This window comes from Nocardia sp. NPDC004340, from assembly GCF_053602575.1.
This window is the reverse complement of sequence record NZ_JBSGDW010000002.1, coordinates 755,768-771,474: the sequence shown is the minus strand read 5'-3', so window position 1 is coordinate 771,474 and position 15,707 is coordinate 755,768. Positions and strand designations below refer to the sequence as shown.

The 15,707-nt window shown below is 68.3% G+C and carries 15 protein-coding genes; 12 read left to right on the top strand and 3 right to left on the bottom strand.

The window, feature by feature from the left end; translation table 11 throughout:
- Window positions 1-238: 238 nt before the first annotated feature.
- The 3 genes from ACWEOI_RS10845 to ACWEOI_RS10835 all read left to right on the top strand — a co-directional run bounded on the left by ACWEOI_RS10845 (window position 239) and on the right by ACWEOI_RS10835 (window position 4,386).
- The gene (locus ACWEOI_RS10845; RefSeq protein ID WP_452359483.1) at window positions 239-2,101 is read left to right on the top strand and encodes a protein kinase domain-containing protein; all 1,863 of its coding nucleotides are present in this window, start codon (window positions 239-241) and stop codon (window positions 2,099-2,101) included.
- Between the two features lie 110 nt (window positions 2,102-2,211).
- Window positions 2,212-3,186, top strand: coding sequence for a zinc-binding dehydrogenase (locus ACWEOI_RS10840; RefSeq protein ID WP_433668654.1), 975 nt, complete (start codon window positions 2,212-2,214; stop codon window positions 3,184-3,186).
- An 87-nt stretch (window positions 3,187-3,273) separates the two neighbouring features.
- Complete coding sequence (locus ACWEOI_RS10835; RefSeq protein ID WP_452359482.1) at window positions 3,274-4,386, top strand: winged helix DNA-binding domain-containing protein; 1,113 nt, start codon at window positions 3,274-3,276, stop codon at window positions 4,384-4,386.
- Here ACWEOI_RS10835 and ACWEOI_RS10830 read toward each other — a convergent pair whose 3' ends face one another.
- Window positions 4,387-4,905 (bottom strand): Lrp/AsnC family transcriptional regulator, encoded by a 519-nt coding sequence (locus tag ACWEOI_RS10830; protein ID WP_357091151.1) that lies wholly within the window; start codon window positions 4,903-4,905, stop codon window positions 4,387-4,389.
- Between the two features lie 163 nt (window positions 4,906-5,068).
- Between ACWEOI_RS10830 and hppD the strand changes: the two genes are divergently transcribed.
- The 7 genes from hppD (at window position 5,069) to tuf (ending at window position 12,162) form a co-directional block, all read left to right on the top strand.
- Window positions 5,069-6,274 (top strand): 4-hydroxyphenylpyruvate dioxygenase, encoded by a 1,206-nt coding sequence (gene hppD, locus ACWEOI_RS10825; protein WP_452359481.1) that lies wholly within the window; start codon window positions 5,069-5,071, stop codon window positions 6,272-6,274.
- A 69-nt stretch (window positions 6,275-6,343) separates the two neighbouring features.
- On the top strand, window positions 6,344-6,874 hold the full coding sequence (locus ACWEOI_RS10820) for a DUF3558 family protein (protein ID WP_433668651.1): 531 nt from the start codon (window positions 6,344-6,346) through the stop codon (window positions 6,872-6,874).
- 11 nt (window positions 6,875-6,885) lie between these two features.
- Window positions 6,886-7,449 carry a DUF3558 family protein gene (locus ACWEOI_RS10815; RefSeq protein ID WP_433668650.1) on the top strand — a complete coding sequence of 188 codons (564 nt, stop codon included), beginning with the start codon at window positions 6,886-6,888 and terminating at the stop codon, window positions 7,447-7,449.
- Window positions 7,450-7,727: 278 nt separating this feature from the next.
- Window positions 7,728-8,102: a 30S ribosomal protein S12 gene (gene rpsL, locus ACWEOI_RS10810; protein WP_014353064.1), complete on the top strand. Its 375-nt coding sequence runs from the start codon at window positions 7,728-7,730 to the stop codon at window positions 8,100-8,102.
- Window positions 8,102-8,572, top strand: a complete 471-nt coding sequence (gene rpsG, locus ACWEOI_RS10805) for a 30S ribosomal protein S7 (protein WP_040813378.1) — start codon at window positions 8,102-8,104, stop codon at window positions 8,570-8,572. Before rpsL ends, rpsG begins: the two co-directional genes overlap by 1 nt.
- Window positions 8,573-8,749: 177 nt before the next feature.
- Window positions 8,750-10,855 carry an elongation factor G gene (gene fusA / locus ACWEOI_RS10800; protein WP_433668648.1) on the top strand — a complete coding sequence of 702 codons (2,106 nt, stop codon included), beginning with the start codon at window positions 8,750-8,752 and terminating at the stop codon, window positions 10,853-10,855.
- Window positions 10,856-10,971: 116 nt separating this feature from the next.
- Window positions 10,972-12,162: an elongation factor Tu gene (gene tuf, locus ACWEOI_RS10795; protein ID WP_433668646.1), complete on the top strand. Its 1,191-nt coding sequence runs from the start codon at window positions 10,972-10,974 to the stop codon at window positions 12,160-12,162.
- A gap of 156 nt (window positions 12,163-12,318) precedes the next feature.
- Here the strand turns inward: tuf and ACWEOI_RS10790 are convergent, their stop codons facing one another.
- Together ACWEOI_RS10790 and ACWEOI_RS10785 are read right to left on the bottom strand one after the other, a co-directional pair.
- Complete coding sequence (locus ACWEOI_RS10790) at window positions 12,319-13,101, bottom strand: aspartate/glutamate racemase family protein (RefSeq protein ID WP_433668644.1); 783 nt, start codon at window positions 13,099-13,101, stop codon at window positions 12,319-12,321.
- A 95-nt stretch (window positions 13,102-13,196) separates the two neighbouring features.
- Window positions 13,197-14,390 (bottom strand): NAD(P)/FAD-dependent oxidoreductase, encoded by a 1,194-nt coding sequence (locus ACWEOI_RS10785; protein ID WP_452359480.1) that lies wholly within the window; start codon window positions 14,388-14,390, stop codon window positions 13,197-13,199.
- 157 nt (window positions 14,391-14,547) lie between these two features.
- Here ACWEOI_RS10785 and ACWEOI_RS10780 point away from each other — a divergent pair, with 157 nt between their 5' ends.
- Window positions 14,548-14,901, top strand: coding sequence for an SPW repeat protein (locus tag ACWEOI_RS10780; protein WP_433668641.1), 354 nt, complete (start codon window positions 14,548-14,550; stop codon window positions 14,899-14,901).
- Window positions 14,902-15,047: 146 nt separating this feature from the next.
- Window positions 15,048-15,662, top strand: a complete 615-nt coding sequence (locus tag ACWEOI_RS10775) for a TetR family transcriptional regulator (protein ID WP_433591925.1) — start codon at window positions 15,048-15,050, stop codon at window positions 15,660-15,662.
- Window positions 15,663-15,707 lie beyond the last annotated feature (45 nt).

Here is a 15,707-nt window from a genome sequence, read left to right as displayed (position 1 = left end):
TGCTCCTCGCGCTGCACGGTGTGCCGCATGTCTATCCAGCGGCGCCGGGGGTGCGGCGCCTGCTGACCGAAGTCGGTGACATGACTCTACGGGGCTCGCGGTACCCGTTCGCGCCGAGTCGAAGGAATGCCGGTGCGCTGTTCGAAGGAATGACACCGGGCCGTGCGCCCCGTAGCCTTTCCAGGTGTATCTCCGGTGGGTTCCCGGAGTGCATCCGGCAGTAGGGAGGACGACGCGGGTGGCCGCAGGGGAGAGGGCTGGTTCGCGGTTCGGGCAGTACGAACTACGGCGGCTGCTCGGGGTCGGCGGCATGGGCGAGGTCTACGAGGCCTACGACACCGTGCGCGACCGGGTGGTCGCCGTGAAACTGCTCGATGTGGACCTGGCCCGGCAGCCCACCTACGTCGAACGCTTCCGCCGCGAATCCCGCACCGCCGCCAAACTCCAGGAACCCCACGTCATTCCGGTGCACGACTGGGGTGAGGTGGACGGGGTCCTGTTCATCGACATGCGGCTGGTCCGCGGCCGCGACCTCAAGGCCTACCTGTTCGAGGAGGGCCCGCTGCCGCCCGAGCGCGCGGTCGCCGTGGTGGAGCAGATCGCCGCCGCCCTCGACTCCGCGCACGAGAACGGCCTGGTGCACCGCGACGTCAAGCCCGCCAACATCCTGCTCACCGGCGACCTGTTCGCCTACCTGGTGGATTTCGGCATCGCGCACACCGAATCCGACGTGCAGCTGACCCAGACCGGCAATGCCATCGGCTCCTTCGCCTACATGGCGCCGGAACGGTTCGAGCACAATGCCTCGGTCTCGCCGAGCGCCGACATCTACGCGCTGGCCTGCGTCCTCTACGAATGCCTGACCGGCGGCCCGCCCTTCCGGGTGGTCGGCAATCTGGCCAATATCCGCGCCCACATGCTGACCCCGCCGCCGCGCCCCAGCGTCCGCACCGGCGTTCCGGTCGGCCTGGACCAGGTGGTCGCCATCGGCATGGCCAAGGAGCCCGGCCGCCGCTACGCCAGCGCGGGCCAGCTCGCCCGGGCCGCCCGGGCCGCGCTGATGCGTGCCGCGCACGGTGAACCGACCCGCACCACGGTGCCGCCCGCTCCGCCGACCATCGGCAGTCCGGCGGTTCCGCCCGGTCATTCGGAACCCCACTATCTCGACAACCCTTCGGGCCCGGCCGATCCCGCGCGCCAGCTGAATCCGCCGGTCGGCGGCCCGGTCCGGGGCATCGACCCCTCCGGTCCGGTGCGGCATCCGTCCGGACCGCAGCCGCACCCGTCCGCGCCTGTGGACAATGCGCGTGCCGCACAGGCGTTCCCGGCGGGGCCTGTGGATCACTCCCGTGGGATGCCTGTGGACAACTCTCGGGTCGGCCCTTCCGCGGGTCCGATGGATTACTCACGCGGAGAGCAGGTCCCGGGGCAGGCGGCCCCGGTCGCGCCGGGCACCGTCGACCCCACGGTGCGACGGCAGACCGTCTCCGGGCAGTCCGGGTACCTCCCCGGGTTCGCCGATCGGTCCGCGCCGCGCGAACATCCTTCCGCGCCACTGCCACTGCCGCCCAAGAACCGCGGTTCGCTGCCGCTGGTGGTGGGCGCGCTGCTCGGCATGGTCCTGGTGCTGGGTTCGGTGCTGGCCTGGGTGCTGTTGTCCGGCAACGACTCCGGCGGTGGCTCCGACAATGCCGGGAGCGCCACCACCAAAGCGGCGAACTCGGCCGGGTACACCTCGCCCACCGCCCCGACCACCACGCTGGTCCCGCTGAGCGCGAACGTATCCAACTCGGACGCACAGGGTTTCGACGCGAGCCCGCGCTGCGATTCGAGCGATCCCGCGATGGTCATCGGCCGCACCCCGCTCTCGCGGCTGGTGGTGTGCCGCAGCGCCACCGGCCGCTACTACTACAAGGGCCTGCGTATCAGCGGTGGCGCGACCATCCAGATCAACGATCCGGTGCCGGACGGCAACGGCGGCTTCACCGTCACCAACCCCACCGACGGCACCCAGTACCGCATCACCGCGTACGGCCTGGTCATCACCCAGGATGGTCAGGTCGTGGCCAACGAATCCATGGTCGAGTACGCCCACCGCTGAGCCCGGTCCCACGAAAACCTCGCGTCCGATGGATGATCGTTGGCAGGGTGTGTCCGTATCGGATAGTTTCGGCAGGTATCCGCCGGTGGATTGATCGGAGTTGATCGCGAATGCGCGCAGCCGTGGTGAGCAAGCTGGAAGGCCCGGAAGCGATCGAGGTTCTCGATATTCCGGAGCCGGTCGCCTACCCGGGCGGTGTCGTCATCGACGTGCACGCCGCCGGAATCGCCTTCCCCGACGTGCTCATGACCCGGGGGCTGTACCAGATGAAGCCGCCGCTGCCCTACGTCGTGGGCTGCGAGGTGGGCGGCATCGTACGGGAGGCCCCGGCGGGCGCGCACGTCCAGGCCGGGGACCGGGTGATCGCGCTGACGCTGCTCGGCAATGCCGCCGCGGAGGTCGCGATCGCGCCCGTCGACATGGTCTTCAAGCTGCCCGACAACGTCTCCCTGGAGTCCGGCGCGGGCGTGCTGTTCAACGACCTGACCGTGCACTTCTGCCTGCGCAACCGCGGCCGCCTGGCCCAGGGCGAGACCGTGCTGGTGCACGGCGCGGCCGGCGGCATCGGCACCTCCACGCTGCGCATGGCGCAGGCGCTGGGCGCGGGCCGGGTGATCGCGGTGGTCAGCACCGAGGAGAAGGCCGAGGTGGCGCGCGCCAACGGGGCCACCGACGTGGTGCTCACCGACGGCTGGCTGGCCGCGGTCAAGGAACTGACCGGCGGCCGCGGCGTAGACATCGTGCTGGACCCGGTGGGCGGCGACCGCTTCACCGACAGCATCCGCTCGCTGGCCTCGGGCGGCCGTGTCCTGGTGGTCGGCTTCACCGCGGGCGACATCCCGACCGTGAAGGTGAATCGCCTGCTGCTCAAGAACGTCGAGGTGATCGGCGCGGCCTGGGGCGAATGGGTCATGAGCCACCCCGGCTACCTGCGCGAGCAGTGGGCCGAGGTGGAGCCGCTGCTGGCGAACGGCAAGATCACCCCGCCGGAGCCGCTGCTCTACAGCCTCGCGCACACCGCCGAGGCGGTCTCCGCGCTCGACAAGCGCACCGCCACCGGCAAAGTCGTCGTCACGCTCCGCTGAATCCGGACCACACGCTCGCCGGGACGCGAGCCGCGATCGGTTGCTGACACGGGCGAATCGATCGCGGCTCACGTAGCGTCGACGAGCGTGAAGCTGTCCACCCGGGTTCTGAACCGGACTCTGCTCGAACGCCAGCATCTGCTGGAACGGTCCACGCTCGGCGTGCACGAGTTGTGCGATCACCTCGTCGGCCTGCAGGCGCAGGACATGCTGCCGCCGTTCGTCGCATTGTGGAGCCGCGCCGCCGATTTCGATCCGGCGGCGGTGTCGAAGGCGCTCGACGACCGCTCCCTGGTGCGAATCACCTTGATGCGCGGCACCATTCACCTGGTCACCCCGCCGGACGCGCTGCGCATCGCCCCGCACATCCAGCCGGAGCTGGAGAAGATCCCCTTCCGCAAGGGCTTCAACTACGGCGCCCTGGTCGGCCTGGACCCGGAAGAGGTCCGCGCCCAGGGCGAATCGGTGCTCGGCGACGACCCGGCCCCCGCCGCGACCCTGCGCGAGCACGCCGCCGCGCGCTACCCCGACCGCGATCCCGGCGCCATCGTGCAGGCCTGGCTCTACCAGCTCCCCGTCCTGCAGACCCCGCCGCGCGGCCGCTGGGGCGACAGCAGCCGCCCGGTCTGGTCCCGCGTGCACCCCTGGCTCGGCGCACCCCCGGACCCCACCTACCCACTCGAGGAACTGCTGCTGCGCTACCTGCGCGCCTTCGGCCCCGCCACCACCATGGACATGCAGACCTGGTCCAAGCTGACCGGCATGAAGCCCGCCGTCGCGAAACTCGGTGACCGCGTCCGCACCTACACCGACGACCGCGGCCGCACCCTCTACGACGCCGCCGACGCCACCCTCGCCGACCCGGACCTGCCCGCCCCCGTCCGCTTCCTCGGCTGGTACGACAACGCGATCCTCTCCCACCAGGACCGCACCCGCATCGTCCCCGACGGCAACGCCCCGCCCCTGCGCGCCTTCGCCAACCAGGTCGCCCCGATCCTGGTCGACGGCTTCCTCTCCGGCGTCTACAAGGTCTTCACCAAGGGCGCCACCGCGGCTCTGCGCATCAGCCCGCACGCTGCCTGGTCCAGCTCGGACCGTGCCGCCGTAGAGGCGGAAGCCTTTGCCCTGCTGGCCTTCTCGGAGCCGGATCGCGAACCGGCCGTCGAGATCCTCGATCCCGGAGCCGACCTGCGCCCGTGATCAGTGCGCGGCGCGATACGCCGGGGCCTTGCTCGATCCCGACGGCGTGAGCGTCCGCAGCAGCGGCAGCGTGCGGTGGGGGACCACCGTGGACAACACCACCACGCTGTGCGACCGCACCACCGAACTGGTCCGGTCGATGCTCAGCAGCACCGCCTGCAACCCGGCATGCGAGTCCGCGCCGATCCGGCACAGCACATCACCGGAACCGGTGGTCGCATAGGCCTCGAGCACGCCGGGAATGGCCTCGAGGTCGACGGCGACCGCGTCCAGCGCGCCCTGCGCGATCTCCAGGGTGACGAAGGCCTGCACGTCGAAACCGGCCGCGGTGACATCGATCTGCGGGTCGTAGGAGGAGATCACCCCCGCCTCCTCCATGCGCGCGATGCGGGACTGCACGGTGGCGCGGGCGACCCGGGTGCGGCGGGAGAGTTCCAGGATGCCCGCCTTCTGGTACTCGTGCATGGCGGTGAGGATGGCCAGGTCGAGTTCATCCAGCCGGGCGGGCGTGCGGGACATCGCGGAGCCTCCACTCAGGGGGTCGAGCGGAAGCTCCGCTCGTGAGTTCGCTGCTATTCAAATTGTCCAGCACCGGGCGGCGGATGGTGGTGCGATTCACCACAGTGTTCAGTGAATTTCGGCGATATTGCCTAGTGGCGACCGGTGGGCTTTTCCTGATCACATGAGCATCGACGCAGGACACCAGCGCCCGCGGTCCGGCGACCTGCCCGGCGACGACGAACTGCGCCGCCTGGTCGGCCTGATCGACCACGACGCCGCCACGGACCCCTTCCCGGTGCTGGGCTGGGACGCGCTGGTGTGGGTGGTCGGCAATGCCACCCAGACCGCGCACTACCTGCAGTCCGCGTTCGGTATGCGGCTGGAGGCCTACTCCGGACCCGAGAACGGCAATCGCGACCACAAGGCGTTCGTGCTGCGCAGCGGCGGCGCCCGCTTCGTGGTCAAGGGCGCGGTGGACCCGGCCAGTCCGCTTGTGGCGCATCACGATCGGCACGGGGACGGGGTGGTGGACATCGCGCTCGAGGTGCCGGACGTGGACCGCTGCATCCGCCGCGCCCGCGCCCAGGGCGCCACCGTCCTGGTCGAACCGCACGACGAGGGCGACGAATACGGGGTCGTCCGCTCCGCCGCCATCGCCACCTACGGCGACACCCGGCACAGCCTCGTCGACCGCTCCCGCTACTACGGTCCCTACCTGCCGGGCTATCAGCCCCGCCGCTCCGCCTACGCTCCACGCCCCGGGCAGCCGACGCGCGTCTTCCAGGCCATCGACCACGTGGTCGGCAATGTGGAACTCGGGCGCATGGACCAGTGGGTCGAGTTCTACCGGCGCGTCATGGGATTCGAGAACATGGCCGAATTCGTCGGCGACGACATCGCCACCGACTACTCGGCGCTGATGAGCAAGGTCGTGGCGAACGGCAACCACCGGGTCAAGTTCCCGCTCAACGAACCCGCCCCGAGCCGCAAGCGCTCCCAGATCGACGAGTACCTCGAGTTCTACCGCGGCCCCGGCGTCCAGCACATCGCCCTGGCCACCGGCGACATCCTCACCGCGGTCGACGTGCTGCGCCGCGAGGGCATCGAATTCCTCGACACCCCCGACAGCTACTACGAGGATCCGGAACTGCGCGCCCGCATCGGCCACGTCCGGGTCCCGGTCGCCGAACTCCAGCGCCGCGGCATCCTGGTCGACCGCGACGAGGACGGCTACCTGCTGCAGATCTTCTGCAAGCCCGTCACCGACCGCCCGACCGTGTTCTTCGAGCTCATCGAACGCCACGGCTCCCTCGGTTTCGGCAAGGGAAACTTCAAGGCCCTGTTCCAGGCGATAGAGCGTGAACAGGAAGCGCGCGGAAACCTCTGAACAGCAAAGCAACACGACCGCAAACCCTGACGACGAGCCTGATCCGGCAAAACCAGTAGAGTTCAGGCCATGCGAATGGCGTCAGCGATCGTCGCGGGGTCGGTCCTCGCCTTGCTGCTGTCGGCGTGCGGGGGGACCAAGGATTCGGAGGACACTCCGGGGTTGCGGCCACCGCCCAAAGTGGCGACGCTCGGGCCGTTCGTCGGGGAGTGCGGTCACCTCACCGACGACGAGGTCCGGGACCTGGGCGGGCTCGGGACCCTCACCACCGTCTTCAAGAACTCCACCGGCTGCAATTGGCAGGCGGGCGGAATCAGTTCCTCCAGCGTGACTTTCGCCTCCTACCGCGGCAGCCCCATCGATCGCGAGAAGGCGTGGGTGGCCAGCGTCGGCCGCACCCCCGCCAGCATCGAGGTCGGCGGGCGCAAGGGCTTCCAGGCGCTGGACCCCAGCAACGCGGTCTGCGATCTCGCGGTGCAGCTCGACGACGACTTCTTCGAATGGTCCATCTCCTACGGCGCGTTCGGCAGCGGCAATCTCGGCAACCCCTGCGACCGCACCCGCAAGATGGCCGAACTGACCGTGCAGCGGCTCGGATGAGGGGGACCGCCATGCCGCGTCGCGGCAAGCTTGCTGTAGCCGCGTCCGTGCTCGTCCTCACCGCGGCGCTGGCCGGGTGCGGCAAGACCGTGCCGGGCACCGCCCTGCCCGCCGGCGGCACCACCGGCACCGGCGGCTCGCCCCGGATCAACACCAACTTCGACAAGCTGCTGCGCGAATGCCAGGTGGTCGCGGTCGACGACATCGGCAAAGCGGTCGGCGACAACATGTATGTGGAGCCGTCGTTCAATGGCGCGGTCTGCATGTGGAATCTGACCGGCGGGGCCGCGGGCAGCGGCATGGTCACGCTCAGCTGGTACGAGCTCGGCTCGCTGGCCAACGAGAAGGCCAACAACGACCGTCTGAAGTATGTGACCAACGACATCACCGTGCAGGGCCGGCGCTCGCTGGAGACGCACCGCCCGAACGATCCGGACTCGTGCGGCGTGAGCGCCCCGGCCGCGGATACCGGCATCGTCGGCTGGTGGGTCAACTACCGCAATGGATCTCGGCACGCGGACCCCTGCGAAGCGGCTCGCAAGCTGGTGGAGTTGACGTTGAACCTGGCTCGATAAGGGCTCTACCAGCCCCGGCGGAGGGACCCTCTTTTGCCCCTCCCAGAGCCCGCGGGTATCGTGGACCGCTGTGCCCGGAAGCATTCGGGCAAGTTGATGCGCAGTACGTAGGCCAGCGAGAGCGGCTGACCTTTTCAGCGTGCCTTGAAAAGGGCTCCGAGCTGCGTACGACACGCCCGACCCCGTGGCGGCGAAATGCCGCGGGAACTGGGCGGAGAGCTCGAATGACAAAGACATGAAGTTCCAGACACCTGGTTACTAATAAGGAAAGCCGGTCTATGCCAACCATCAACCAGCTGGTCCGCAAGGGTCGCCGCGACAAGGTCGCCAAGACCAAGACTGCGGCCCTCAAGGGGAGCCCGCAGCGTCGTGGCGTGTGCACTCGCGTGTACACCACGACCCCGAAGAAGCCGAACTCCGCGCTCCGTAAGGTCGCGCGTGTTCGCCTGACCAGCGCGGTCGAGGTCACGGCCTACATCCCCGGTGAGGGCCACAACCTCCAGGAGCACTCGATGGTGCTCGTGCGCGGCGGTCGTGTGAAGGACCTCCCGGGTGTGCGCTACAAGATCATCCGCGGCTCGCTCGACACCCAGGGTGTCAAGAACCGCAAGCAGGCCCGCAGCCGCTACGGCGCCAAGAAGGAGAAGAGCTAATGCCGCGTAAGGGTCCCGCTCCCAAGCGTCCCCTGATCAACGACCCGGTCTACGGCTCGCCCCTGGTGACGCAGCTGGTCAACAAGATCCTGCTGGACGGCAAGAAGTCCACCGCCGAGCGCATCGTCTACGGCGCCCTCGAGCAGGCTCGCGAGAAGACCGGCACCGATCCGGTCGTCACGCTGAAGCGCGCGCTGGACAACGTCAAGCCCGCCCTCGAGGTCAAGCCCCGCCGTGTCGGTGGCGCCACCTACCAGGTGCCGGTCGAGGTCCGTCCGGGCCGCGCCAACACTCTGGCGCTGCGCTGGCTGGTCAACTACTCCCGCGCTCGCCGCGAGAAGACCATGGTCGAGCGTCTGGCCAACGAGCTGCTGGACGCCAGCAACGGCCTGGGCGCTTCGGTGAAGCGTCGCGAGGACACCCACAAGATGGCCGAGTCGAACCGGGCCTTCGCGCACTACCGCTGGTGACCTGTGGCCCGGCCCTCCGTTCGGAAGTGCCGGGAGACGAGTCACATGTCGGGCGCGACCGCCGAGCTGCTGCAAGCGAGGCACTTACGCGTCGCGCCCGACGTTGACACCGATGGCCCAGGAACCCCAGGGCCTATCCCGTTGAATCCCAACTAGCTACGAGCGGGGAAGATTTCCGTGGCACAGGAAGTGCTCACCGACCTGAACAAGGTCCGCAACATCGGCATCATGGCCCACATCGATGCGGGCAAGACCACCACCACCGAACGCATCCTGTTCTACACCGGTATCACGTACAAGATCGGTGAAGTTCACGATGGCGCCGCCACCATGGACTGGATGGCGCAGGAGCAGGAACGCGGCATCACCATCACGTCCGCCGCGACGACCTGTTACTGGAACGACAACCAGATCAACATCATCGACACCCCCGGCCACGTCGACTTCACCGTCGAGGTGGAGCGTTCGCTGCGCGTGCTCGATGGCGCCGTCGCGGTGTTCGACGGCAAGGAAGGCGTCGAGCCGCAGTCCGAGCAGGTGTGGCGTCAGGCCGACAAGTACGACGTGCCGCGTATCTGCTTCGTCAACAAGATGGACAAGCTGGGCGCTGACTTCTACTTCACCGTTCAGACCATCAAGGACCGCCTGGGTGCGAAGCCGCTGGTCATCCAGCTGCCGATCGGCGCCGAGGACACCTTCGAGGGCATCGTCGACCTGGTCGAGATGAACGCCAAGGTCTGGAAGGGCGAGACCAAGCTCGGCGAGCAGTACGAGGTCGTCGAGATCCCGGCCGATCTCAAGGAGCGCGCCGAGCAGTACCGCGAGGAGCTGCTCGAGACCGTCGCCGAGTCGGACGAGGAGCTGCTGGACAAGTTCGCCGGTGGCGAGGAGCTCTCGATCGAGGAGATCAAGGGCGCCATCCGCAAGATGACCGTCAACTCCGAGCTCTACCCGGTGCTGTGCGGTTCGGCGTTCAAGAACAAGGGCGTGCAGCCCATGCTCGACGCCGTCGTCGACTACCTGCCGTCGCCGCTGAACGTGGAGTCGGTGCAGGGCCACGTGCCCGGCAAGGAAGACGAGATCCTCACCCGCAAGCCGTCTTCGGACGAGCCCTTCGCGGCGCTGGCGTTCAAGATCGCGACCCACCCGTTCTTCGGCAAGCTGACCTACGTCCGTGTGTACTCCGGCAAGGTCGACTCCGGCGCTCAGGTCATCAACGCGACCAAGGGCAAGAAGGAGCGTCTGGGCAAGCTGTTCCAGATGCACTCCAACAAGGAGAACCCGGTTCCCGAGGCCGTGGCCGGCCACATCTACGCGGTCATCGGTCTGAAGGACACCACCACGGGTGACACCCTGTGCGATCCGCAGAACCAGATCGTGCTGGAGTCCATGACCTTCCCGGACCCGGTCATCGAGGTGGCCATCGAGCCGAAGACCAAGGCCGACCAGGAGAAGCTGGGCACCGCGATCCAGAAGTTCGCGGAGGAGGACCCCACCTTCAACGTGAAGCTGGACCAGGAGACCGGCCAGACCGTCATCGGCGGTATGGGTGAGCTCCAGCTCGACATCTACGTCGACCGCATGAAGCGCGAGTTCAAGGTCGAGGCCAACATCGGTAAGCCGCAGGTGGCCTACCGTGAGACCCTGACCAAGGCGGTGGACAAGTACGAGTACACCCACAAGAAGCAGACCGGTGGTTCGGGTCAGTTCGCCCGCGTCATCATCGCTCTGGAGCCGCTGGTCGACGCCGAGGACGGCGCCACCTACGAGTTCCAGAACAAGGTCACCGGTGGCCGTGTTCCGCGTGAGTACATCCCCTCGGTCGACGCCGGTATCCAGGACGCCATGCAGTACGGCGTGCTCGCCGGCTTCCCGCTGGTGAACGTGAAGGCTTCGCTGCTCGACGGCGCCTACCACGAGGTCGACTCCTCGGAAATGGCGTTCAAGATCGCCGGCGCGATGGCCCTCAAGGAAGCGGCCCGCAAGGCCGGTCCGGTGATCCTCGAGCCGCTGATGGCGGTCGAGGTCACCACGCCCGAGGACTACATGGGCGAAGTGATCGGCGACCTGAACTCCCGCCGTGGCCAGATCCAGGCCATGGAGGAACGCAGTGGTGCCCGTGTCGTCAAGGCGCTGGTTCCGCTCTCGGAGATGTTCGGCTACATCGGTGACCTGCGGTCGAAGACCCAGGGCCGGGCGAACTTCTCGATGGTGTTCAATTCGTACGCGGAGGTTCCGGCCAACGTGTCGAAGGAGATCATCGCCAAGGCGACCGGCGAGTAATTCGCTGTCGGGGCGGATTCTCGAGAGTCCGCCCCGCGTGGTCGTCGAACGACCCCCTGTTATACAAACCGCACTGCTGCAAAAAAGCACGCACTAACTAGTCCAGGAGGACCACAGTGGCGAAGGCGAAGTTCGAGCGGACGAAGCCCCACGTCAACATCGGCACCATTGGTCACGTCGACCACGGCAAGACCACGCTGACTGCCGCGATCACCAAGGTGCTGGCTGACACCTACCCGGACGTGAACGCCGCGTTCGCGTTCGACCAGATCGACAAGGCGCCGGAGGAGAAGGCTCGTGGTATCACGATCAACATCTCCCACGTCGAGTACCAGACCGAGAAGCGCCACTACGCGCACGTCGACGCCCCCGGTCACGCGGACTACATCAAGAACATGATCACCGGTGCCGCCCAGATGGACGGCGCGATCCTGGTCGTGGCCGCCACCGACGGCCCGATGCCGCAGACCCGTGAGCACGTGCTGCTCGCCCGCCAGGTCGGCGTGCCCTACATCCTGGTCGCGCTGAACAAGTCCGACATGGTCGACGACGAGGAAATCCTCGAGCTCGTCGAGATGGAGGTCCGCGAGCTGCTGGCTTCGCAGGAGTTCGACGAGGATGCCCCCGTCGTGCGCGTCTCCGGCCTGAAGGCGCTCGAGGGCGACCCGAAGTGGACCGCGTCCGTGCTGGAGCTCATGAACGCTGTCGACGAGTCGATCCCGGACCCGGTCCGTGAGACCGACAAGCCGTTCCTGATGCCGATCGAGGACGTCTTCACGATCACCGGTCGTGGCACCGTCGTCACCGGTCGTATCGAGCGCGGTGTGATCAACGTGAACGAGGAAGTCGAGATCGTCGGCATCCGCGAGAAGTCGCAGAAGACCACCATCACCGGTGTCGAGATGTTCCGCAAGCTGCTGGACCAGGGCCAGGCGGGCGACAACGTCGGTCTGCTGGTTCGTGGTCTGAAGCGTGACGACGTCGAGCGTGGTCAGGTCGTCGTGAAGCCGGGCACCACCACCCCGCACACCGAGTTCGAGGGCCAGGCGTACATCCTGTCGAAGGACGAGGGCGGCCGCCACACCCCGTTCTTCAACAACTACCGCCCGCAGTTCTACTTCCGTACCACGGACGTGACCGGCGTCGTGACCCTCCCCGAGGGCACCGAGATGGTCATGCCCGGCGACAACACCGAGATGCTGGTCAAGCTGATCCAGCCGGTCGCCATGGACGAGGGCCTGCGTTTCGCGATCCGTGAGGGTGGCCGCACCGTCGGTGCCGGTCGCGTCACCAAGATCATCAAGTGATTCGCTGAATCACCTGGTGATTCCTTGAATCGCTGACGGACGGCGTCGCTCCGAAAGGGGCGGCGCCGTCTGCCTTTTCGGCGTCCTTCGCGTCGCCGCATGCGAAAGGGCCGCTTCCCTTGGGGGAGCGGCCCTTTCGTGTGTCCGGGGGAGTGATCAGGAGGCGGTGAGCCGGTCCTCGCAGGTCGCGCCGAGCAGGCGGCCGGATTCGAAAGCCGCTGCGGCGGAAGGCAGTCGGGCCGGACGTCCGGAGGCCAGGATGCGGACGGCGCCCGCCCCCGCGGTGGGCCGTCCGAGGGCGTCCATGCGGCGCAGGGTCTGCCCGGCCACGGCCTCGGCGCTGTCGAAGACGCGCACGCCGTCGGGCAGAGCGGCGAGGATGTCGTCGAGGACGAGCGGGTAGTGGGTGCAGCCGAGCACGATGCCCTCGGTGTCGGCGGGGGTGCGGGCGGCGGCAGCCGCGATGGCCTCGGCGATGACCGGGAGGTCACCGCGGTCGATGGCGTCGGCGAGCCCGTGGCACGCGACCCCGGTGACCTCGGCGTCGCCGCCGAACTGCGCGATCAGCCCGGCCTGGTAGGAGCTGCCGGTGGTGGCGGCGGTCGCCCAGACGGCGACCTTCGCGCAGGCGGCCGCGGCGGGTTTGATGGCGGGCACGGTGCCGATCACCGGCACCTCGGGCCCGACCATGGCGCGGACGTGTTCGAGTGCGGTGACGCTGGCCGTATTGCAGGGCAGCACAATGACTTCCGCGCCCTCGCTCAGGGCGAGGCGTGCGGTGTCCAGCACCCGGTCGATGACCCACTGCTCGGGCTTGGGACCCCAGGGCGCGCCGTCGGGGTCGTTGAGCAGCAGCAGGTCGAGATCGGGCCGCAGCTTCCGCAACCAGGCGGCCGTGGGCAGCAGCCCCAGTCCGGAGTCGATGAGCGCGACGATCACACCTTGCACGGTAGTGAAAGCACCGGCCTGATCGCGAACCGCGGGTCGGAATGTCGCGCTTGTCCAGGTGTGGCCGAGCGGTTGCCCGCTCCCGTTCAGCCCGCGGTAGCCACCGGCTGGAGGTTCGCGGCGAGTTCGCCGCGGGCCTTCATGACCTTGCCCGCCATGCTCGCGCCGACCACGGCGACCAGCGTGCCCGCGCGGCGGTAGTGGGCCAGGAACTTGCGGCCCTTGTCCTCCACGATCTCGATCTCGTCGGCCAGCGCCGGGATGCCGAGCACCTGGATCTTCATGTCGTACTGGTCGCTCCACACATACGGCACCTGGATCTCGGCCGGGGCGCCGCCCAGCAGCGCGGCGGCCAGCACCTGCGCCTGCTCGCCGGCATTGGTCCAGTGCTCGACGCGCTTGTTGCGGCCGATGGCGTGCGGCCAGGCGGCCACGTCGCCGAGCGCCCAGACGCCGGGGACCGAGGTGCGCCCGGTCTCGTCGGCGAGCACGCCACCGCCGTCGGCGGGCGCGGCCAGCGGAATGCCGGAGCCGTCGAGCCACTCGGTGACGGGCACCGAGCCGATGCCGATGACCACCAGGTCGGCGTCGACGACGCTGCCGTCGGCGAGCCGGACGCCGCTCACCGAGTCACCCTCGGTGACAAGCGTTTCCACCCCGACGCCGCAGCGCAGCTCGATGCCCTCGGCCTCGTGCAGCCGGGCCACCAGCGCGCCGACCTGCTCGCCGAGCGCGGCGTACAGGGGAGTGGGCTGCGGTTCGACGATGGTGACGTCGAGCCCGCGCGCCCGGAAGCTGGCCGCGAGTTCGCAGCCGATGAAGCCGGCGCCCACGATGACGGCCTTGCGGGCCGAGTCCAGGTGGTCGCGCATGGCCGCGGCGTCGTCGTGCGAGCGCAGCACGTGCACGCCGGAGACCTCGGGCAGCCCGGGGATCCGGCGCGGCCGCAGCCCGGTGGCGATGACCAGGGCGTCGTAGGCGGCTTCGGTGCCGTCGGAGAGCCGGACCCGGCGGGCGTCGGTGTCGACGCCGGTGGCGGTCACGCCCAGGCGCAGCCGGATGTCCTGTTCGGCGTAGAACTCGGCGGGCCGCAGCGCGGTGTCGTCGGTTTCGCCGCGCATGTACTGCTTCGACAGCGGCGGCCGGTCGTACGGGGCGTGGTTCTCGTCGCTCAGCAGGGTCAGTTCACCGGTGTAACCGGCACGTCGGAGCTCCTCTGCGGTGCGCAATCCCGCGAGTCCACCACCGACAATTAGAACCTGTTCTACCGAGTGCGACATGTGCCCACCTTAGCGGTTCCCGCAGGCCCCCACCGACGTGTCGGCCGTCACACCCGAGATGCGGCCCAATCGTATCCGGGCATTTATTGATCGGGCGGTCAATCAGTATTACAACGGAATCAGAACATATTTCCTGGCCTTTCAAAGGAGGCATTCCATGTTCACCATGAGTCGCGCGGAGCACGCCTTGACGTTCGTGCTCGGCGTCGTAGCCGCGCTGTCCCCGATCTGGGTGTCGCACAGCGACCGCGCACTGTGGACCCTCGTCGTGCTCGGTGTGCTGATCGCACTCGCGGGCCTGGCGCAGTTGCGCGATATGGGTACCGCGATGACGGGCCGAGCGCTCGGCGTCCTCGGTGTCCTGATGTTCATCTCCCCGTGGGTGATGAACTTCCACTCCTACAGCAACGCCTCCTGGGTCGCATGGATCGTGGGCGCGTTGACGGTCGTGGTCGCGTTGGCCGAGATGCCGGAGGTTGCGGGCCGATTCGGCACCGCGGCGCACCACTGACCGGGTCGCGGCGCGCCGGCCTCGTTCTCCTGTGAAGGGCGGGAGACCCCACGAGGCCGGCGTGTCCGCGCGATATGCTTGTTCCCTACGTCCGCCCGACCGGTGGCGGCCGCCTCCGCTTCGAAGCGTGAGGAGGAAGTCGAGCAGTGCCTGCACCACGGAAGCGTCGCAGCAAGAAGGTCGACGGGGACGCTCGCCAGCTCATTCTCGATGCCGCCGAGAAGCTGTTCGCGGCCAATGGTTTCGACGCCACGGCCACCGCGGCCATCGCCGAGGCCGCCGGGGTGCCCAAAGGCCTCGTCTTCTACTACTTCCCGACCAAGGACGCGATTCTGTCGGCCCTGATGGCCGAGCGCGTCCCGCCGGAGCCGATCGACGATATCTATTCGGTGGTGGTGCCGGGTGATCCGGCCAAGAGTCTGGTCAATATGGACGCCGCGCTGAATCTGCGCGATCACCATTCCTCGGTGCTGCGCGTCATCATGTGGCGCGAGGCCGATACCCATCCGGATGTGCGCAAGCAGTTGCGCCGCATGCGCGATCAGCTGCTGGACGCGACCGCGCGGGTGCTGGCGGCGAGTGCGCCGGGCCCGGTGCAGCCGGGGACGCTGCGGGCCTGCGCGGCGGCGTGGGTGTCGGCGATGCTGGCCATCGCGAGCACGGATCGCCTGCACGCGTTGGACGGGCTGCCGTTGCCGACGGCCGACGAGATCCTGAATGTGGCGAACGTGGTGGCGGCGGGCATGACCCAGATGGGTTGAGTTCGCCGCGACATCATGATTGCTGGCGTGTCGCTGCTTCTTCTC